The organism is Pseudomonas sp. F2, from assembly GCF_057174385.1.
This window is the reverse complement of sequence record NZ_CM169904.1, coordinates 342255-360868: the sequence shown is the minus strand read 5'-3', so window position 1 is coordinate 360868 and position 18614 is coordinate 342255. Positions and strand designations below refer to the sequence as shown.

At 58.8% G+C, this 18614-nt stretch carries 18 protein-coding genes, 1 tRNA gene and 2 pseudogenes; 6 read left to right on the top strand and 15 right to left on the bottom strand.

Annotated features, from left to right (window positions below; all coding sequences use genetic code 11):
• Positions 1-391 precede the first annotated feature (391 nt).
• The 5 genes from AC193Q_RS01695 to AC193Q_RS01675 all read right to left on the bottom strand — a co-directional run bounded on the left by AC193Q_RS01695 (position 392) and on the right by AC193Q_RS01675 (position 2658).
• Positions 392-559 carry a hypothetical protein gene (locus AC193Q_RS01695; RefSeq protein ID WP_003223252.1) on the bottom strand — a complete coding sequence of 56 codons (168 nt, stop codon included), beginning with the start codon at positions 557-559 and terminating at the stop codon, positions 392-394.
• 123 nt (positions 560-682) lie between these two features.
• Positions 683-1108 (bottom strand): YMGG-like glycine zipper-containing protein, encoded by a 426-nt coding sequence (locus AC193Q_RS01690; RefSeq protein WP_121184477.1) that lies wholly within the window; start codon positions 1106-1108, stop codon positions 683-685.
• Positions 1109-1239: 131 nt separating this feature from the next.
• Positions 1240-1608 (bottom strand): glycine zipper domain-containing protein, encoded by a 369-nt coding sequence (locus AC193Q_RS01685; protein ID WP_007960728.1) that lies wholly within the window; start codon positions 1606-1608, stop codon positions 1240-1242.
• A 326-nt stretch (positions 1609-1934) separates the two neighbouring features.
• On the bottom strand, positions 1935-2123 hold the full coding sequence (locus tag AC193Q_RS01680; RefSeq protein ID WP_007960727.1) for a hypothetical protein: 189 nt from the start codon (positions 2121-2123) through the stop codon (positions 1935-1937).
• Between the two features lie 214 nt (positions 2124-2337).
• Positions 2338-2658 (bottom strand): YbjQ family protein, encoded by a 321-nt coding sequence (locus AC193Q_RS01675; protein ID WP_239779010.1) that lies wholly within the window; start codon positions 2656-2658, stop codon positions 2338-2340.
• 109 nt (positions 2659-2767) lie between these two features.
• Here AC193Q_RS01675 and AC193Q_RS01670 point away from each other — a divergent pair.
• Positions 2768-3096 (top strand): annotated as a pseudogene (locus tag AC193Q_RS01670) (site-specific integrase); the annotation flags it as partial.
• 843 nt (positions 3097-3939) lie between these two features.
• A complete protein-coding gene (locus AC193Q_RS01665) occupies positions 3940-4590 on the top strand; it encodes a hypothetical protein (protein ID WP_483879077.1) in 651 nt (216 codons plus the stop codon).
• A gap of 67 nt (positions 4591-4657) precedes the next feature.
• Here AC193Q_RS01665 and AC193Q_RS01660 read toward each other — a convergent pair.
• Both AC193Q_RS01660 and AC193Q_RS01655 read right to left on the bottom strand, forming a co-directional pair.
• Positions 4658-4916: pseudogene (locus AC193Q_RS01660) on the bottom strand (hypothetical protein).
• Between the two features lie 203 nt (positions 4917-5119).
• Positions 5120-5209 (bottom strand) — tRNA-Ser (locus AC193Q_RS01655).
• Between the two features lie 295 nt (positions 5210-5504).
• Here AC193Q_RS01655 and AC193Q_RS01650 point away from each other — a divergent pair.
• The 3 genes from AC193Q_RS01650 (at position 5505) to AC193Q_RS01640 (ending at position 8240) form a co-directional block, all read left to right on the top strand.
• Entirely contained in the window at positions 5505-6194 is a 690-nt protein-coding gene (locus tag AC193Q_RS01650) for a crotonase/enoyl-CoA hydratase family protein (RefSeq protein WP_041068922.1), read from the top strand.
• A gap of 217 nt (positions 6195-6411) precedes the next feature.
• A complete protein-coding gene (locus AC193Q_RS01645; RefSeq protein ID WP_047292972.1) occupies positions 6412-7134 on the top strand; it encodes a 1-acylglycerol-3-phosphate O-acyltransferase in 723 nt (240 codons plus the stop codon).
• Positions 7135-7268: 134 nt separating this feature from the next.
• On the top strand, positions 7269-8240 hold the full coding sequence (locus AC193Q_RS01640) for a magnesium and cobalt transport protein CorA (RefSeq protein ID WP_483879076.1): 972 nt from the start codon (positions 7269-7271) through the stop codon (positions 8238-8240).
• A 99-nt stretch (positions 8241-8339) separates the two neighbouring features.
• On the opposite strand, the gene AC193Q_RS01635 is transcribed toward AC193Q_RS01640, so the two are convergent.
• The 3 genes from AC193Q_RS01635 to AC193Q_RS01625 form a co-directional block, all read right to left on the bottom strand.
• Positions 8340-9062, bottom strand: a complete 723-nt coding sequence (locus tag AC193Q_RS01635; protein ID WP_047292969.1) for an amidotransferase — start codon at positions 9060-9062, stop codon at positions 8340-8342.
• Between the two features lie 94 nt (positions 9063-9156).
• Entirely contained in the window at positions 9157-11301 is a 2145-nt protein-coding gene (locus AC193Q_RS01630; protein ID WP_483879075.1) for a 3-hydroxyacyl-CoA dehydrogenase NAD-binding domain-containing protein, read from the bottom strand.
• Positions 11302-11325: 24 nt separating this feature from the next.
• Positions 11326-12531: an acetyl-CoA C-acetyltransferase gene (locus AC193Q_RS01625; protein ID WP_047292966.1), complete on the bottom strand. Its 1206-nt coding sequence runs from the start codon at positions 12529-12531 to the stop codon at positions 11326-11328.
• Positions 12532-13115: 584 nt separating this feature from the next.
• Between AC193Q_RS01625 and AC193Q_RS01620 the strand changes: the two genes are divergently transcribed.
• Positions 13116-13937, top strand: a complete 822-nt coding sequence (locus AC193Q_RS01620; protein ID WP_483879618.1) for a c-type cytochrome — start codon at positions 13116-13118, stop codon at positions 13935-13937.
• Between the two features lie 121 nt (positions 13938-14058).
• Here AC193Q_RS01620 and AC193Q_RS01615 read toward each other — a convergent pair whose 3' ends face one another.
• The 5 genes from AC193Q_RS01615 to AC193Q_RS01595 all read right to left on the bottom strand — a co-directional run bounded on the left by AC193Q_RS01615 (position 14059) and on the right by AC193Q_RS01595 (position 18562).
• Positions 14059-14862, bottom strand: coding sequence for a transglutaminase family protein (locus AC193Q_RS01615; RefSeq protein WP_047292964.1), 804 nt, complete (start codon positions 14860-14862; stop codon positions 14059-14061).
• On the bottom strand, positions 14859-15809 hold the full coding sequence (locus AC193Q_RS01610; RefSeq protein WP_007960702.1) for an alpha-E domain-containing protein: 951 nt from the start codon (positions 15807-15809) through the stop codon (positions 14859-14861). The genes AC193Q_RS01615 and AC193Q_RS01610 overlap by 4 nt, the downstream gene beginning before the upstream one ends.
• A gap of 12 nt (positions 15810-15821) precedes the next feature.
• Entirely contained in the window at positions 15822-17231 is a 1410-nt protein-coding gene (locus AC193Q_RS01605; RefSeq protein ID WP_041068899.1) for a circularly permuted type 2 ATP-grasp protein, read from the bottom strand.
• 535 nt (positions 17232-17766) lie between these two features.
• On the bottom strand, positions 17767-18114 hold the full coding sequence (locus tag AC193Q_RS01600) for a ribonuclease E inhibitor RraB (RefSeq protein ID WP_041068892.1): 348 nt from the start codon (positions 18112-18114) through the stop codon (positions 17767-17769).
• Between the two features lie 214 nt (positions 18115-18328).
• Positions 18329-18562: a hypothetical protein gene (locus AC193Q_RS01595; RefSeq protein WP_041068889.1), complete on the bottom strand. Its 234-nt coding sequence runs from the start codon at positions 18560-18562 to the stop codon at positions 18329-18331.
• Positions 18563-18614 lie beyond the last annotated feature (52 nt).

The following is an 18614-nucleotide window of genomic DNA, read 5'->3' as shown; positions in this document are numbered from 1 at the left end:
GCGGCCGGCGCCGCTGCTTGGATCTGATTAATGGGTTCAGCAGCATAGCGAGGCCAGCAGACATTGAGCAACGGGCAATGTTTACCGGCCGTGGAATGACTCGCTGATGTTTAGCGAAATGCCCTACAGATAACGCCTGATTTCCCGACTTTTTTACCTAGGTGCTGGCGAGACCTTCAGAATCACACCAGAGGCGCTACTCCTCCTCATCCTCCAACGGCAACTCATCCCGCCCTAAAGGATCCGTAGGAGAAGGCAGCGGATACTCCGGCGTTTGATCGACATCGTCATCTTTCTGCTCACCACCCATCTCCCACCTCCCAAGGGCCTGACAGAACCCCAGGCCCTAAAGACTCGCATCACCACCGATCAGGATCAAAAGAACAAGCAATTACTGCTCATCCTCATCCTCTTCATACTCCATGTCTGCTTCATCCGCATCATTCAACGGCACGGTCGCATCATCCATCAGCGACCCGGGATCTTCGTTGCCCGGATCATTGATAAATGGCAGACCGCTCGGGCCTTTTTCTTCCTTGCCTTCGGTTTCGGGCGTCATGGCAAACCTCTATGTCGGGTGGGTTGTATAACGTTCGAAAAGCCCTACAGCCAATCGTTCCAGTGCCAGACCGCCAGACACGAAAAACCCGGCACCAGGCCGGGTTTGTTTTCGAATATTCGATCAATGATGGCGGTTTTTATGTTTGTACTTGTTGTGCTTGTGGCCACCACCGGAATGAGCTTTGCCGCCGTCATCTCCCAGGTTGTTGCCAACCGCACCACCGGCCGCGCCGCCCAAACCCGCACCAATGGCTGAACCGGTGGAGCCGCCCAGGCTGTTACCGACCACCGATCCTCCAGCAGCACCCAAGCCACCGCCAATGGCGGCTTCGGTGCGATTGTGTTTATTCGCCCCGACCGCGCTACCCGCCGCGCCACCAACCCCCGCGCCAACCGCGGCACCAGTGCTGCCGCCGAGCTGGCCACCGACCACGTTACCGAGCACACCGCCCAGTCCGCCACCGACGGCGGCGCTACCATCGCCGGCGGCCATCGCACCTTGGGCGACCAGTAATCCGAAAAACAGTGCAGATAATGACAAACGCATTTGAACCTCACAGTTCCCGAATCGGGACGGAATGCCCACAGGGCCTATGTCAGATTGGAGACATTTTTCGGAAAAACGTTCAGCCATGAAAAAGCCCGGTCGAGCCGGGCTTTTTCTGACAACGTTCGCAATCAGTGACGCTTGTGACCTTTGGACAGGTTGGCGCCGACGGCACCACCGGCAGCGCCACCCAGGCCGGCGCCAATGGTCGCGCCATTTCGGCCGCCCAGGCTGTTGCCGATTACCGAACCACCGGCCGCGCCAACACCACCGCCGATAGCCGCCTTGGTGCGGCTGCCTTTGCCGGCGGCCATCGCACTGCCGGCCGCGCCTGCAACACCGGCACCAATCGCCGCGCCGGTGCTGCCGCCCATTTTCTGGCCGACCACATTACCCAGCGCACCACCCAGACCGCCGCCGAGTGCCGCAGTGCCTTCACCAGCCACCGCACCTTGAGCAACCAGAAGCCCTAGAACCAGAGCGGGCAATGTTAGACGCATGACAAAAACCTCAAAAATAGGGAGATCAAAAGGGGCCGGGATTGAAAGCTGCCGACGCGCTGAAGTCCAGAAAAATCAGCTGCCGCCGAGCACTTGGCGCCGATTGGACAGCGATTTGGCAAAAGGTTTTATCGCAGGCAAAAAAAAGCCCGCTGGGGAGACGGGCTGGAGACTTGCTTTCTAACGGATGGCTTCACCCTACGTCCGTGGACGTGAAAAGTTTGTGAAAAAAAAACCGAATCTGCCCTATCACTTGTAGGAGATTTCCTTTCATAAACATCAGGCATAAAAAACCCCGTTCATAGACGGGGTTGTTTGGTCTCACCTTACTTTCTTGACCGGGCCGAAACCTTCGGAAGGAATTTGGCTTTCGGCCCCTTGGGCGCGGTGGACTTGATCTTGCCGGTCTGCACCGGGTCCTCGCCAAAGCCCGATTGATACTCCGTCTGGCCGCAACGGACACAGTTATTGAATGAAAACTCGGCTCCATCGTCTTCGATATACGGATCAGTCATAGCCTCTCCCCTTTGCAATAGATCGACACCGGCAAAGCCCTTTTGCCCGAAAAAATATCGACCTCCAAGGCTTTTGAGACTAGCCGGTCATTACTGGACTTGCGGTTCAGTTCGACCGATGCCCGACGAATGGCCTACACCTCTTCAACATCCCATTACCCGAAGACGCCCTGAAGCTTATGGGATCCAAGCCATGGCGCTGACCTGCACAACCTCAACGCAACTTGACCGCTGTGCCGGTCGCGAACACCACGACCATGCCGCCCTTGCCCGCCGGCATGCTGATCTCGAAATCCAGCCCGACCACCGCATCCGCCTGCAACGCTCGAGCCCGCTCCTTGATCTCGTCCGTCGCCTGAACCCGCGCCTCTTTCAACGCCCGCTCCAGCGTCTGCGAGCGCCCACCGAAAAAGTCGCGCATGCCGGCAAACACATCACGAATCACATTGACGCCCTGCACCGACTCCGCGCTGACAATGTCCAGGTACGCGGTGATCTGTCGGCCTTCGATGGCATGGGTGGTGGAGATGATCATGGGAACAGTCCTTTTTTCTACTGATAAAGCGGCGATTGTAATGCGCTATGGAAAATCAGGCCGACCACTTGCGCGCATGACTTGCGCAGCGGATTTGAATCCAGACGCCAGAAACGACAAGCTGCACTTTGTGTTCCTGAACACCAAAAACGGCCTGCCGCACGCCAATGATTTCGCGGTGCGCGATCGCTTCATCAAGGCGCACTTGCTCGCTGCCGCCGTTCGCTACCGGGGACCCGGGCAGTGCCGGCACACCTACGCCAGTCAGTTGCTGACCACCGGGGGGCGTCGATCAACTGGATCGCCGAACAGATGGGCCACACTAACGGGAACATGATCCGTCAACACTACGGGACGTGGATAAATGAAGACGGATCTGATGTGGTGGAGATGTTGCAAATGGCCTTGAAGCTGTCACCGGTTTCAGCTCTGCGCTGAATCCGCTGAGACCAGCACTTTCGGAGAAGCCAGAAGGTCATGGAGTGATAAGCCAGCCAGGGAGGGACTGGTTTCCACGATGCCAGAAAAAGGCCCCCACACCATGACCTGGTGTGGGGGCCGATTGAACATAGGGCGGAATTCAATGATCCGGTCTCAACCGGCATGAGCCACTCCCGAACAGGTATTCGCCTTCGACGCTTCCGGCACAACACTCTTTTCTATCGATATAAGCGAATGGCCAGAAGCAGTCCCTCGGAAAATTTAAGGGCCTAGAGGCCGTTACGCACGTAACTCAGCACGCGAGAGAGAATCAACCAGTAGCCTCACAGGAACATTCAGGCTCTTTTTCACCGCAATCGCGACATGTATTACATTCGCACTCAGTTTCTTTTTGGTCGCAATGATCACAAGTCGGGCAAGCACAGTGGTCTACATTTACTCCACAGTCGCTGCAACGTTCACAAATGCAGTCGCCTACTTTCTCGTCACAATCTTCGCAAGTACCACAAGTACAGGCGCTTCCCGGCAACGCACAACCGTCACAAATTTTGTCGTCACTATCCATAGCTATTTCACTTCTAAATTAGAGATGATCGGGTGCAACACGACACAAAAGTCAATGCCGCAAAATTTTCTTGAGCGAACCTCGCTCACCAGGCCACGCGATTGCTTGCGCAATTTCCGAGTGCATCTTAAACATTCTTCCGTGCTTGTATAGCTAAGGTGCACCGGTGAAAGCTAGGCATCTGTGATGCTCGAGTGCTACGACGATGGCTTGGCAGGTTGCCATCGTTATCGTGCGTTGGCTTTCAATGTTCCACAACATCAGGGACGAATACGATGCAAGATCACGTGCTCAAGCGAATCGATGAACTGATCTCACGGGGCAATGCCGCCGCCCGGTCACATTCATCCCAAGACTACTGGATGCAAGACGTCGTGGAGGCGCAGAGTTGGTTCTCGTCCGCGGCTAACGTAATACATCAGGTCGTCCCGCCTAGCAGTTTCTATAGGTCCGAGCTGCAGAGGATCGTCGAGCTCGAGGATCTCAAAGGTGGGTTTCCTGTTTCATCCGTCCAAAAACTCCTGGGTCTGCTTCAGTCGGTGCAGCTTGAAGCGAAAGCTGGGTTGCTGGTGAAACTCGAGGACCAAGTAGTCGCCTCAGCGTTCGATGACTTCCTTGATCACGCGACGCAATATCACAAGGCCGGCAAAGTCAACGAGGCTGCCATACTGGCTTCTGCGGTACTAGAAGACACTATCAAGCGCATAGCGCGGAAGGTTGAGATCGCAGTGGGGGGTATGTCTCTCGAACCTCTCATTGATGAACTGACCAAGCACGGCGTCTTTACGCAGGTGAAGGCGAAGCGTTTGAAATCATACGCTGCAGTCCGCAACCATGCTCTTCACGCGGAGTGGGAGAAATTGGACATCAGAGACGTTGGCGCGCAACTCTCTGGACTTCGTGAACTTTTAGATGAACATCTTTGACGCTGACGCTACCCCGTCGCTCCAATCGGCTTCTTACGGAGGCGGCTGACTGAATCGGCCATAGTTTTTAGACAAATCTGAGTGACAGTGGAAGGTCGATAGCTGTTGGCTTGAGCGACCAAGACTGGCGTAGTCGCAGAATCGCCTCTGTAATCGCTTCAGCATTTTTGTCTATGGTTTCTATGGCCCCGACTGCGCTGTCTGCAATACTCCCTACGCCATTATCCGAAAGCCGTTTCGTGACTTCTTCGATTGCTATGTTGGTTGTGCAGCAGCAATGTCAGAGCATCTGCCGTGGCGACGTTGGATTCAGAACTGTTTGGCATGGGATCGCCCTTGAGCGAGGTTTTTGGAGAGCGTAGTTCAGGGCAGACGAATCATCAGCACCGCAGCGTTCGTTGCACACAATCTCTCGCACCAAAACAGCGCTCCAGTCCCAACTCAGTCCCATATGACCTTTTTTCAGACGCCAAAAACCACAAACCCCCGATTTTCTCTAGAAAAATCAGGGGTTTGCGGTTTCAGAATGTGGCGGTGAAGGAGAGATTCGAACTCTCGATACAGTTTCCTGTATACACACTTTCCAGGCGTGCTCCTTAAGCCACTCGGACACTTCACCGTATCTCTTCAAACATGTTCTGTCTGTCGAGGCGCGCTAATGTAGTCGAAAGCTTTTCTGATGGCAAACTTTTTTTCAGAATTTTCATGCGCTTAAGGCATAAAGGCGTTTCGCCCCACCTTGGGCGATGGCAAACCGGACAATCTCTGGTGACGGCCACCCTTTTATATAGAAGCAGAACGGCGTGCTACGCCGGGCGCGGCCGGAAACGGTGACTGGCGGGTCAGTCACGGCGCTTTACCTGGCCTGCGGCGGTGGGTAACGTCTGCCCATCTTTCTTACAAGGAATAGCGTCATGAGTGAGTTGATTGCCTACCACCTCGAAGACGGTATCGCGACCCTGACCTTGAACAACGGCAAGGTCAATGCCATTTCCCCGGACGTGATTGCGGCGTTCAACGCGGCGCTGGATCAGGCGAAGACTGATCGTGCCATCGTGATCATTACCGGTCAGCCGGGAATTCTATCGGGCGGCTATGACTTGAAGGTGATGACCGCCGGGCCTAAAGAAGCCGTGGCGCTGGTCACTGCTGGCTCGACCCTCGCCCGCCGCCTGCTCTCTCATCCGTTCCCGGTGATTGTCGCCTGCCCTGGTCACGCGGTGGCCAAAGGCGCGTTCCTGCTGTTGTCTGCCGATTACCGCATCGGCGTCGAGGGCCCGTTCAGCATCGGCCTGAACGAAGTGCAGATCGGCATGACCATGCACCACGCCGGCATCGAGCTGGCCCGTGATCGCTTGCGTCGTTCGGCGTTTCACCGTTCGGTGATCAACGGCGAGATGTTTGATCCGAAAAGCGCGGTGGATGCCGGTTTCCTCGACAAGGTGGTGACTGCCGAAGAGCTGCAAGGCGCAGCCCTGGCAGCAGCGCGTCAGTTGAAGAAGATCAACATGAACGCGCACAAGAACACCAAGCTCAAAGTGCGCAAGGCACTGCTCGAAGCCCTCGACAACGCGATCATTCAGGATCAGGAGCATCTGGGTTAAACCCACGCTTCCCGAGCCGAAGAAAAGCCCGACCGTCGTGTCGGGCTTTTTCTTGCGCGTTCGGTTGATGAAGCATCAACGGCTCTAGGACGGGTCTGACGGTCGACTCGGAAACATGCGCTTAAACATCGCCTATCTCCGCACTCTATAGCAGCAATTGCCGAAAACAGTGCACATCCGTACACTGCGCCACCTTTTGTCCCGGTGGGGCCTGAAAATGCTGTTTGTGTTTCGTATGTTATTGATGGGCCTGCACTTTATTCTGGCCGGCGTGCTGGGCGTGATCCTCGGGCTGTGCCGTCCGTTCAACCCGGACAACAGCCGACTGTGCGCCCGCCTCTACGCGCTACCGGCCATGTGTATTTTGCGTTTGCGTGTGAAGGCTGATGTCGGCCCGTTGATGAACAAGCCCGACAGCTGCGTGATCGTGGCCAACCATCAGTCCAACTACGACCTGTTCGTGTTCGGCAACGTGGTACCCCGCCGGACCGTGTGCATCGGCAAGAAAAGCCTGAAATGGGTGCCGCTGTTCGGGCAACTGTTCTGGCTGGCAGGCAACGTGTTGATCGATCGTGGGAACGCGCACAAGGCGCGCAAGTCGATGCTCACCACCACCCACACCTTGCAACACGAAGACACGTCGATCTGGGTGTTCCCGGAAGGCACGCGCAACCTCGGTGAAGAACTGCTGCCATTCAAGAAAGGCGCGTTCCAGATGGCGATCGCCGCCGGTGTGCCGATTGTGCCGGTATGCGTCAGCAGCTACATCAAGCACATGCGCCTGAACCGCTGGCGCAGCGGGAAAATTCTCATACGCTCGCTGCCGGCGATTCCTACAGCCGGGCTGACCATGGATGACATGCCCATGCTCATGTCCCAGTGCCGTGAACAGATGCGGGAATGCATCGCCGCGATGGATCAGCAGCTGCAAGCTGCGTGAAAAACCAACCCGCCTCGTGCGGGTTTTCTTTTGCCGGGTGAACTGTGCAGATTTCACTGACTCTCAAGCAGCGACACGGCTAAGCTGAAGCCTTGTATTCCCTGCCATCTGCCAAGAAGAAGTGAATCACCACCATGGGTCGAGTTGTTGCTGCTGCGGTTTACAGCGCCGGTAAGAAAGTCACCAATATCACGCTTGACGAAGGCGCCGCCTGGGCCGCAAAAACCGGGCATTTTGTCTGGATCGGTATGGAAGAGCCGGACGCTCAGGAGCTGGCCAATCTGCAACGCCAGTTCAACCTGCACGAACTGGCCATCGAAGACGCCCTGGAAAAACACAGCCGGCCAAAGCTGGAAACCTTTGGTGACGCCTTGTTTATCGTCACCTACTCGCCGATCCGCGAGCATGGGATTTTGCAGTTCATCGAAACGCATATCTTCGCCGGCAAGGGCTACATCATCACCGCCCGCAACGGCCACTCGGCGTCCTATGCGCATGTCCGCCAGCGCTGTGAGGCGCGGCCGCTGTTGCTCGAGCACGGCGAAGATTTCGTCCTCTATGCACTGCTGGATTTCGTGATCGAAAACTACCAGCCAGTCGGCGAAGCGATTCATGCCGAGATTGATGAACTGGAGCGCAACGTGCTGTGCAGTGCGTTGAACGAGCATGACATCCAGAAACTTCACGGCCTGCGCCGCGATGTGTTGCGCCTGCGCCGTTATGCAGCGCCGATGGTGGAGATTGGCGAGGAGCTGCAGAAACTGAGTTTCCCGTTCATCGACAAGAACATGCGCCCGTACTTCCGCGATGTGCAGATTCACGTCACGCGGCAGATGGAAGACCTGACGACGCTGGCGGACATTGCCAGTCAGACCATCGAGATCGGCGTGTTGCTGGAGGCGTCACGGCAAAGTGTGGTGCAACGCAAGTTTGCCGCGTGGGCGGCGATTCTGGCGTTCCCGACGGCGGTCGCGGGGATTTACGGGATGAACTTCCAGAACATGCCGGAGCTGAGCTGGCATTACGGCTATTTCGCCGTGCTGGGGTTTATCACGGTGGGGTGTGTGAGTTTGTGGGCGAGTTTCAAGAGGTCGGGGTGGTTGTAGGGAAGCAAATGCAAAAGATCGCAGCCTGCGGCAGCTCCTACATTGGGATGGTGTACACCCTGTTGGAGCTGCCGCAGGCTGCGATCTTTTGATCTGCTATCAAGCAGCTTCTGGCTTGTGCGCCACAAACCGCATCATCCATTCCGCCACGGTGGTGCCATGGTGCTCCTGCTCCAGGCTGGCCACGCCTTGGGAATAGATCTGTGACCCCAGCGCGTCTTGGCGCAGATCCAGCAGTGCCCGCGAATAGTCGTGGATGAATTCCGGGTGGCCCTGGAAGCACAGCACCTGATCGTTGATGTGGTACGCGGCAAACGGGCAGAAATCGCTGGAGGCAATGACCGTGGCGTTTTCCGGCAACGCCGTGACCTGATCCTGGTGGCTGATCAGCAACGTCAACTCTTCCCGCACCGGGCTCATCCACGGTGCCTTGGCCGCCAGTTTGTAGTTGTGGGTGCCGACGCCCCAGCCCTGAGTGGCACGCTCGCTCTTGCCGCCCAGCAACAGCGCCAGCAGTTGATGGCCAAAGCACACGCCGAGCAGCTTGTCGCCACGCTCGTAGCGAGTCAGCAGGTATTGCTTGAGAGTCTGGATCCACGGGTCGGTGCCGAACGAATCGGCCTTGCTGCCGGTGATCAGGTACGCGTCAAAGGTCAGGTCGTCGCTCGGGTATTCGCCCTGCATCACGTTGTACACGGTGAACTCGGCGGCAATCGGTTGCTGCGAGAACAGGCGCTGGAACATCTGCCCGTAACCCTGATATTGATCGACCAGTTCCGGACGCAGGATGTCGGTTTCCAGAATGCAGATGCGTAGCGACATAAAAAATACCTGACACGTGATGGGAATAATGAACACCCAGAGCCTGCCTTGAAACACCCCGGCAAGGCAAGCCCCGCAGCGTTCAGCCGATCACTTAAAACAGCTCGCCTTTCGCGGCTTTCTCCAGCAGCAGCGCCGGTGGCGCAAAGCGCTCGCCGTACTGCTCGGCCAGATACTGCGCGCGTGCGACAAAGTCCTGCACCCCGTATTGATTGATGAACTGCAACGCGCCGCCGGTCCACGGCGCAAATCCGATGCCGAAGATCGAGCCGACGTTGGCATCCGCCGTCGAAGTCAGAACGCCCTCCTCCACACAGCGCACGGTTTCCAGGGCCTGCACGAACAGCAGACGATCACGCACATCCTTCGGCGAAATCTGCCCGTCAGCCTTCTCGAAACGCGTCTTCAGCTCCGGCCACAGATGCTTCTGACCACCCGCCGGGTAATCGTAGAAGCCCCCGCCGGCAGCTTTGCCCGGGCGCTTGTATTCGTTGAGCAGCAAGTCAATCACAGCGAACGCCGGATGCTCTGTCAGCGGTTTCCCTTCCGCTTGCAGGTCCTTGGCCGTTTGCTGACGGATATGGCTCATCAGGCTGAGGGAAACTTCGTCGGAGATCGCCAGCGGCCCGACCGGCATCCCGGCCTTGCGCGCTTCGGTCTCGATCATCGGCGCACTCACACCCTCGCCGAGCATGGCGATGCCTTCGTTGGTGAAGGTGCCGAACACCCGCGAGGTAAAGAAACCACGACTGTCGTTGACCACGATCGGGGTTTTCTTGATCTGCAGGACGAAGTCGAAACCGCGCGCCAGGGTTTCAGCACTGGTCTGCGCACCCTTGATGATTTCCACCAGCGGCATTTTGTCCACCGGGCTGAAGAAATGCAGACCGATGAACTTGCTCTGATCAGGTACTGCCGTCGCCAGTCCGGTAATCGGCAACGTTGACGTGTTGGAGGCAATCACCGCGTCAGGACCGACAATTTTTTGCGCGACCGCAGAGACGTTGGCCTTCAGTTCACGGTCTTCGAACACCGCCTCGATGATCAGATCGCAACCCGCCAGATCGGCATCGCTCTCGCTGGCCTGGATCCGCGCCAGCACCGCCTCGCGTTTTTCAGCCGTCATCTGCCCTCGGGCGACTTTCTTGTCCAGCAATGCCGCCGAGTGGGCCTTGCCCTTCTCGGCCGCCGCCAGGTTGATGTCCTTGAGCACCACGTCGATACCGGCCGAAGCACTGACGAAGGCGATACCGGCGCCCATCATGCCTGCGCCGAGCACACCGACCTTGCGCGTGACATAGGGCTCAAAGCCCTGCGGCCGCGAACCGCCAGCATTGATTTCGTTGAGCTGAAACCAGAAGGTGCCGATCAGGTTTTTCGAGATCTGCCCGGTGGTCAGTTCGGTGAAGTAACGCGTTTCGATCAGGTGCGCAGTGTCAAAGTCGACCTGCGCGCCCTCCACCGCCGCGCAGAGGATTTTCTCCGGCGCGGGCAGCGTGCCCTGAGTCTTGCTGCGCAGGATTGACGGCGCAATCGCCAGCATCTGTGCGACCTTCGGATTCGACGGCGTGCCGCCGGGAATCTGGTAGCCCTTCACGTCCCAGCGCTGCACCGCACTCGGGTTGGCGACAATCCAGGCGCGCGCCTTGGCCAGCAACTCGTCACGATCCGCCGCCAGCTCATCGATCAGACCGGCCTGCAACGCCTGCTGTGGGCGGATCTTCTTGCCTTCGAGCAGATACGGCAGCGCCTTTTCGATCCCCAGCATACGCACCATACGCACCACCCCGCCGCCGCCCGGCAACAGCCCGAGGGTCACTTCCGGCAGACCGAGTTGCACCGCCGCATCGTCCAGCGCCACCCGGTGATGGCACGCCAGGCAGATTTCCCAGCCTCCGCCGAGCGCCGCACCGTTGATCGCTGCGACCACCGGTTTGCCGAGGGTTTCCAGGGTGCGCAATTGCCCCTTGAGGCTCAGCACCATGTCATAGAAGGCTTTGGCCTCGGGTTTACCGACCTTGATCAGCTCATTGAGGTCGCCGCCGGCAAAGAAGGTTTTCTTCGCCGAGGTGATGATGACCCCGGCAATACTGTCTTTTTCCGCCACCAGCCGCGCGACGCAGGCGCCCATGGCCTGGCGGTATACGGCGTTCATGGTGTTGGCGCTCTGGCCCGGCATGTCGATGGTCAGCACGACGATGGCGTCCTGACCTTTTTCGTAACGAATGGCTTCGCTCATAACAAGATTCCTTGAATTCGGGGCTCAAAGGCGTTCGATGATGGTGGCAATGCCCATGCCGCCGCCGACGCACAGCGTCGCCAGGCCGTAACGCAGCCCCCGGGTTTCCAGCTCATCGAGCAAGGTGCCGAGGATCGCGCAACCGGTGGCGCCCAGCGGATGGCCCATGGCGATCGAGCCGCCGTTGACGTTGACCTTGTCCGGGTCGACCGCCATGTCCTTGATGAACTTGAGCACCACCGAGGCAAACGCCTCGTTGACCTCGAACAGGTCGATGTCTTCCACGCGCAAACCGGCCTTGGCCAGTGCCTTGCGGGTGGCCGGCGCCGGGCCGGTGAGCATGATCGTCGGGTCAGTACTGGTCACCGCCGTGGCGACGATACGCGCCCGAGGCTGCAAACCCAGCGCACGGCCCTTGGCTTCGGAGCCGATCAACATCAGCGCCGCACCGTCGACGATCCCGGAGCTGTTGCCCGGCGTGTGTACGTGGTTGATTCGCTCGACATGGCTGTAAACCCGCAGCGCGGTGGCATCGAAGCCCATCTGGCCGATCATTTCGAAACTCGGCTTGAGTTTGCCCAGGCCTTCCATCGTCGATTCGGCGCGAATGAATTCGTCGTGGTCGAGCAGGATAATGCCGTTCTGGTCCTGCACCGGCACCAACGACTTGTTGAACGAACCGTCGGCCCGTGCCCGCGCAGCTTTCTGCTGCGAGTGCAACGCATAGGTATCGACATCCTCACGGCTGAAGCCCTCAAGGGTAGCGATCAGATCCGCGCCAACGCCCTGCGGGGTGAAGTGGCTGTGCAGGTTGGTCTGCGGGTCCAGCGCCCAGGCGCCGCCGTCGCTGCCCATCGGCACCCGCGACATCGACTCGACGCCACCGACCACCACCAGATCCTCGAAACCGGAGCGGACTTTCATGGCGCCGAGATTCACCGCTTCCAGACCGGAAGCGCAGAAGCGGTTGATCTGTACACCGGCAACGCTGACGTCCCAGTCCGCCACCTGCACCGAGGTTTTGGCGATATCGGAACCCTGATCGCCAATCGGCGTGACGCAACCGAGTACCACGTCATCGACTTGGCTGGTGTCCAGCGCGGTACGGCTCTGCAGTGCGGTCAACAGCCCCGCGACCAGATTCACCGGTTTGACGCTGTGCAGCGCGCCATCGGCCTTGCCTTTGCCGCGGGGCGTACGCAGCGCATCGAAAATCAAAGCTTGGGTCATGACGTCCTCGAACCTGTGCGGTAAGTGAATTTCGTGGTTTCACTGTTATCCCGCGCCGTCGAGGATTCAATGACCACAGCGCTCAATGATGTTGACGCGCACGCTCAGACGGACGGTCATCCACCTTCAGGTGAACCGGTTCAGGTCAGCGAGTTGTCTAGCAAGCGGTCGGCGCAGAAGCTGGCAATACGCCTCATGTCTTTTTTATTGCCAGCAGCAGTAAATACATACGAAATGGATCTAAGCCGCGCGTGACGCGGGCTCTAAGGTAGTACATGTACGTCAGGGTCGTCGGGTTTTGCCGGGGCCGACGTTCTTCTACAGGAAGTGCAGCGTTTGCCGTCATGGATATGCAGGCAAACATCAGGAAATAACAATAAAGGCGGTCAAGCCATGTTCAAACAACCGAAAGTTCGTCAAGCCGGGCTCATTCTTTTCGCCACCACGCTGTTGCTGATTTTGCCGAACCTGACCAAGGTCATCGGCTGACTCGCCGGCCGGGTGCATTTCATTGCCATCAACAATGTGACTGGCCCGCTTCCCGGGCCAGCGTGGCTGTGCCAACCTTTGCGCACTCCTACGACATGGACGGCGATCATTTGAAAACGCTCATTGTGTTCTGGGCCTTGCTGCTGAGCATGCCCTTGTCTGCCGCACAGCTGGATCTGCAGCTCGGCGCAACCCATCACACCTGGCAGACCGAGGAATTGCTCAAGCACCCTCAGGTACAAACCCTGACCATCAAAAATGATGTGTCTTACAAGAAGGACATGACTTATCGCGCCGTCCCGGTCGCGGCGCTGCTCACGGGCATCAAACCGGGCGATCATCTGCAAGCGGTGGCGCTGGACGGCTTTGCCGCCGAGCTCAGCGCTGCACCGTTGCTCAATACCAAAGGCGCACGGGCCTGGCTGGCGATCGAAGACCCGGCGCAGCCGTGGCCGCCGCTGTCCGAAGGCAAGCACAGCGCAGGGCCGTTCTATCTGGTATGGACCGACCCGCAGGCCGGTAATATCAGCCCGGAACAATGGCCGTTCCAGGTGGCAAGCATCAAGCGCATGGCACCAGTGGCCGAGCGCTTCCCTGCCCTGTTGCCGGATCCCGCGCTGAAAGCGAATGACCCGGTGCATCAGGGTTTTGCGCTGTTCCAGAAGAACTGCCTGGCCTGCCACCGCTTGAACGGTGCGGGCGATGCGCAGTTCGGACCGGACCTGAACATCCCGTACAACCCAACCGAGTATTTCGGCGCGGACTTCCTCAAGCGCTACATTCGTGATCCACAGAGTTTGCGCCAGTGGCCACAGGCGAAGATGCCGGGGTTTTCGGCGGAGGTGTTGCCGGAGGCGGATTTGCAGTTGCTGGTCGGCTATTTGCAGCACATGGCTGGGCGCAAGATCAAGCCATAAGCGTTGCGGTGATATCACCAGCCTCTTCGCTGGCAAGCCAGCTCCCACGGGATTACCGCGGATTCAGAGTCAGCGCATAACCTGTGGGAGCTGGCTTGCCAGCGATAGCGGTATCCCGGATCTACTGTTGCTGCACGGAAATGACTGGCGTCGGCGACACCAACACCTTCGCATGCATCTGCTCGCTCCCCCCACCCCGGCGCATGCCGCGCACCGGGCAGGCATCCAGATAATCCAGGCCCACCGCCAGTTTCAGGTGCCGCTCCGGTCGGGCCAGTTGGTTGGTCACATCAAAGCTGTACCAGGCGTCATCCAGCCATGCTTCGGCCCAGGCATGGCTGGCCAGATGCTCGGCGTCCTCGCTGTACAGATAGCCGGAAACGTAGCGTGACGGGATCCCCAGGCTACGTGCACAGGCGAGAAAGGCATGAGTGTGATCCTGGCAAACCCCGGCGCGCCCGGCGAAGGCTTCGGCGGCACTGGTGTCGACTTCGGTGGAGCCCGGCGTGTAGGTCATGTGCTGATTCAAGCCGTGCATCAGATCGATCAGGGCGGTGCGGTCACGTCGCTGCTTGCAGGATTTTTCGGCAAACGTACGTAACGCTTCGTCCGCCTCGGTCAGGCGAGTGAAACGCAGGAACGGCAGCGCCGACTGACTCTCATGCTCGGCCTCACGCAACTCGTCGATATCCACTTGGCCGCGGGCGCCGATAATGATTGCTTCGTGCGGTTCGTCCATGGTCAGCACATGCAAGATGTTGCCGAACGGATCGAGCTGCGCGCGCACCGGTCGCGGCAGGTCAAGCTGCCAGCTCAATACGTGCTGACGCTCGCTGTCGTGCGGGGTCAGACGCAGATACTGGATGCTCGCCCGCACCTGATCTTCATAGTGATAGGTGGTCTCGTGGCTAATGGAAAGTCTCATGCAGCCTCCAGGTATGAACTGTGAATCGCATTGCCCAACTGGCGCACCAGCGGGATGAATTCGGTGAGCCAGGCGTGCAGGCCTTCGGCAAGGATTTCGTTGATGCCGGTGTAGCGCAGACGCGCGTCCATCTCAGCGGCAAGACGTTGCGCCGGACGGCCGTTGGCCCCTGGCAACTGGGCGAGGATCTGGTCGATTTCCTCGGTGCAGGCGCGCAGCGAGCGCGGCACATCGGCACGCAACAGCAGCAGCTCGGCGACATGCCGGGCGCCGGGTGCGTCGCGGTAGATCTCGGTGTAGGCCTCGAATGACGACAGCGCCCGCAGCAGCGCACTCCATTGATAGTAAGCGTGGGCGGTGCCGTCACTGACGGCCTCGGCCTGATCGCCAGCCATTTCGTAGCGCGCATCGAGCAGGCGCAGCGTGTTGTCTGCACGCTCGATGAAGGTGCCCAGGCGAATGAAGCGGAATGCATCGTTACGCATGATCGTGCCGTAGGACGCGCCCCGGAACAGGTGCGAGCGCTCCTTGATCCACTCGCAGAAACGGCTCATGCCGTAACGGCTGAGCCCCTGCTCGGCAATGCCGCGAATCTCCAGCCAGGTGGCGTTGATGTTCTCCCACATGTCTGCGGTGATTCGTCCACGCACCGCGTGCGCACTGGCCCGCGCCGCGCCGAGACAGCTGTAGATGCTCGCCGGGTTGGCCGCATCGAGGGCGAAAAAGTGCAGCAGGCGTTCGGCATGCAGTTCGCCGTGACGCTCCAGGTAATCGTCGAGGGTGCCGGTAATCAGCAGCGGCATGGCCAGCTCGTGCAGACCGTCGCCGCGACCGTCCTGCGGCATCAGCGACAGCGAATAACTGACATCGAGCATCCGCGCGAGGTTTTCCGCCCGCTCCAGGTAACGCGACATCCAGTACAGATCCGAGGCAGTTCTACTTAACATGGCAAGCTTCCTTCAATCCTCGACCACCCAGGTGTCCTTGGTTCCGCCACCCTGGGAGGAATTCACCACCAGGGAGCCTTCACGCAGGGCGACACGGGTCAAACCGCCGGGCACGACCCGGGTTTCGCGGCCAGACAGTACAAACGGACGCAGGTCGATATGGCGTGGTGCAATGCCGTTTTCGACAAAGGTCGGACAGGTCGACAGTGACAACGTCGGCTGCGCGATGTACGCGTGGGGTTTGGCTTTGATCCGCTCGCGGAATGCATCGATTTCCGCCGCCGTCGCCGCCGGCCCCACCAGCATTCCGTAACCGCCGGAGCCTTGGGTTTCCTTGACCACCAGATCCGGCAGATTGGCCAGGACGTGGGAAAGTTCCGAGGGGTTGCGGCACTGCCAGGTCGGCACATTCTTCAGGATCGGCTCTTCGTCGAGGTAAAAGCGGATCATGTCGGTGACAAACGGGTACACCGACTTGTCGTCCGCCACGCCGGTGCCAATGGCGTTGGCCAGCACCACGTTGCCCGAGCGATAGGAAGACAACAGTCCCGGCACGCCGAGCATTGAGTCCGGGCGGAACGCCAGCGGGTCGAGGAAAGCGTCGTCGAGACGCCGGTAGATCACGTCCACCGCTTTCGGCCCGTCGGTGGTGCGCATGAAGACCTTGTCGTCACGCACAAACAGATCCGCGCCCTCCACCAGCTCGACGCCCATTTCCCGTGCCAGAAAGGCGTGTTCGAAGAACGCACTGTTGAAGCGCCCCGGCGTCAGTACCACCACGCTCGGGTCGTCGATCGGGCTGGAGCTTTTCAGGGTGTCGAGCAACAGGTTCGGGTAGTGATCGATAGGCGCGATGCGCTGGGCGGCGAACAGCTCCGGAAACAGGCGCATCATCATCTTGCGGTCTTCAAGCATGTAGCTGACGCCGCTCGGGGTACGCAGGTTGTCTTCGAGCACGTAGTAGGTGCCGTCGCCGTCGCGCACCAGATCAACGCCGGAGATATGCGAATAGATATCGCGGTGCAGGTCCAGGCCCTGCATCGCCAACTGGTACTGCTCGTTGGCCAGCACCTGTTCGGCGGGGATGATCCCGGCCTTGATGATGCGCTGTTCGTGATAGAGGTCGGCGAGGAACATGTTCAGCGCCTTGACCCGCTGGATGCAGCCGCGCTCGACGATCCGCCACTCGCTGGCGGGGATGCTGCGCGGAATGGTGTCGAACGGAATCAGGCGCTCGGTGCCCTGCTCGTCGCCATAGAGCGTGAAGGTGATCCCGGCCCGGTGGAACAGCAGGTCGGCCTCGCGCCGCCGTTGCGCCAGCAACTCGTCAGGCGTGTCGGCAAGCCAGCGGGCGAACTCCCGGTAATGCGGGCGGACCTGGCCGCCGGCATCGTACATTTCATCAAAATAGGTGCGGATCATGCCGTACTCCTTGTCACCCGGACCTACAGGCCTTCGCAAGGCCCGTGCCATCGGCATAAACGCTTTGATTTCAATCGGTTGGATAATCAAGCCGCAAACACCGCACCATTCCTGTGCGGCAAATGCTCCAACAGGATTGCCCCCGCTTCATTGCGACGCACTGCATCGCCTATCACCAGCATAGTCAGAGTTGATTTCACTGCTTGCGTCGGGCTGCGGATAATCGGCGCATCCGCTGAAAACTTCCCCACTGAAGGCTTCAGCTCCACTGATCCGGACTGCCCACGCAGTCCCCGCAGGCCGTAACCCTGACCGGTTTCCTCTCCTTATCGGTCTTCCCTTTTAGCCACCCTCTCCGGTGGCTTTTTTTTGGCTTTCTGAAATGTTTTGAAAGTAAAAAGCAAAAGATCGCAGCCTCCGGCAGCTCCTGCAGGTGATTGGTGCAGGGGCTGCCGGAGGTTGCGATCTTTTGATCTTTGAAAACGACAACGGCCAACCCGAAGGTCAGCCGTTGCTCAATACCTGAAACCAGAGATCAGTTCAGACGATGGCGGTTGCGCACCTCCTGCTTGACGCCCCAGCCCTCGATGATGCCGCCCAGCGGCTCGACCACGGCAGAAAAGCCCTGCTCGAAATCGCCAATGTCGTCATAGGTCGCGTGCATCACTTTGCTCAGTTCCAGTGACCAGGCGCCATCTTCGCGCGCACTGACCTGGGCATTGATGGATTCACCACGAAATTTGCCCGCCGCCCTGCGCGCCCGCTCCTCGTCCGGGAAAATGGCGTAGAACTCGATGGGATGGAACCGGGAAAAGTCGAAACCGCCTTCTTTCATGCGGCGCAGTACGTTGCTGCTGATGTCTTCTTGATAGGCTGTGCTCATGAAACGTCCCCCTCGGATAGATGGATAGACTTTCCGTATTCCCGCCCCGGGCCTTACAGGCCAGAAGTACATCGGCAAACCGGTTGCCGGCGGGAAACAAGCATGTAGCTGACAAGACCAGACCTTAGCGATTCGTTCGCTGATCTCGCTTGCAGAGTAGCCCCAAGATAGAGCTGCTGCCAAGGCCTGGTTGTTTCGGATGAAAGGAAGATTTTCAGATTGGAGTGATGCTGCGGATCTTGATGCTGTTCTGGGTTTCGAGGCTTTTGACGCCCGCATCAGGGGTTCGCCCTTCCAGATCGTTCAGATCCAGTTTGGCGGCCACCGGCAGGAGCCGTTCCTTGATCAGGCGTGCAGCCTCGTCATCACTGGGGCATTCCGCGCGCTCGAACACCTCATCGACAATTTCACCATGATCGTCCACGAAAGTGACTTTCCACTTTTGCATCGGTGCCTCCTCGATCAAACCCGCAAATGGGCTTACTAGTATCTCGACTTTT

Bases quoted from the DNA above. Each gene is read 5' to 3' on its own strand.
- AC193Q_RS01695 (WP_003223252.1), bottom strand. From the start codon at position 559: ATGACGCCCGAAACCGAAGGCAAGGAAGAAAAAGGCCCGAGCGGTCTG.
- AC193Q_RS01690 (WP_121184477.1), bottom strand. From the start codon at position 1,108: ATGCGTTTGTCATTATCTGCACTGTTTTTCGGATTACTGGTCGCCCAA.
- AC193Q_RS01685 (WP_007960728.1), bottom strand. From the start codon at position 1,608: ATGCGTCTAACATTGCCCGCTCTGGTTCTAGGGCTTCTGGTTGCTCAA.
- AC193Q_RS01680 (WP_007960727.1), bottom strand. From the start codon at position 2,123: ATGACTGATCCGTATATCGAAGACGATGGAGCCGAGTTTTCATTCAAT.
- AC193Q_RS01675 (WP_239779010.1), bottom strand. From the start codon at position 2,658: ATGATCATCTCCACCACCCATGCCATCGAAGGCCGACAGATCACCGCG.
- AC193Q_RS01665 (WP_483879077.1), top strand. From the start codon at position 3,940: ATGCAAGATCACGTGCTCAAGCGAATCGATGAACTGATCTCACGGGGC.
- AC193Q_RS01650 (WP_041068922.1), top strand. From the start codon at position 5,505: ATGAGTGAGTTGATTGCCTACCACCTCGAAGACGGTATCGCGACCCTG.
- AC193Q_RS01645 (WP_047292972.1), top strand. From the start codon at position 6,412: ATGCTGTTTGTGTTTCGTATGTTATTGATGGGCCTGCACTTTATTCTG.
- AC193Q_RS01640 (WP_483879076.1), top strand. From the start codon at position 7,269: ATGGGTCGAGTTGTTGCTGCTGCGGTTTACAGCGCCGGTAAGAAAGTC.
- AC193Q_RS01635 (WP_047292969.1), bottom strand. From the start codon at position 9,062: ATGTCGCTACGCATCTGCATTCTGGAAACCGACATCCTGCGTCCGGAA.
- AC193Q_RS01630 (WP_483879075.1), bottom strand. From the start codon at position 11,301: ATGAGCGAAGCCATTCGTTACGAAAAAGGTCAGGACGCCATCGTCGTG.
- AC193Q_RS01625 (WP_047292966.1), bottom strand. From the start codon at position 12,531: ATGACCCAAGCTTTGATTTTCGATGCGCTGCGTACGCCCCGCGGCAAA.
- AC193Q_RS01620 (WP_483879618.1), top strand. From the start codon at position 13,116: ATGGACGGCGATCATTTGAAAACGCTCATTGTGTTCTGGGCCTTGCTG.
- AC193Q_RS01615 (WP_047292964.1), bottom strand. From the start codon at position 14,862: ATGAGACTTTCCATTAGCCACGAGACCACCTATCACTATGAAGATCAG.
- AC193Q_RS01610 (WP_007960702.1), bottom strand. From the start codon at position 15,809: ATGTTAAGTAGAACTGCCTCGGATCTGTACTGGATGTCGCGTTACCTG.
- AC193Q_RS01605 (WP_041068899.1), bottom strand. From the start codon at position 17,231: ATGATCCGCACCTATTTTGATGAAATGTACGATGCCGGCGGCCAGGTC.
- AC193Q_RS01600 (WP_041068892.1), bottom strand. From the start codon at position 18,114: ATGAGCACAGCCTATCAAGAAGACATCAGCAGCAACGTACTGCGCCGC.
- AC193Q_RS01595 (WP_041068889.1), bottom strand. From the start codon at position 18,562: ATGCAAAAGTGGAAAGTCACTTTCGTGGACGATCATGGTGAAATTGTC.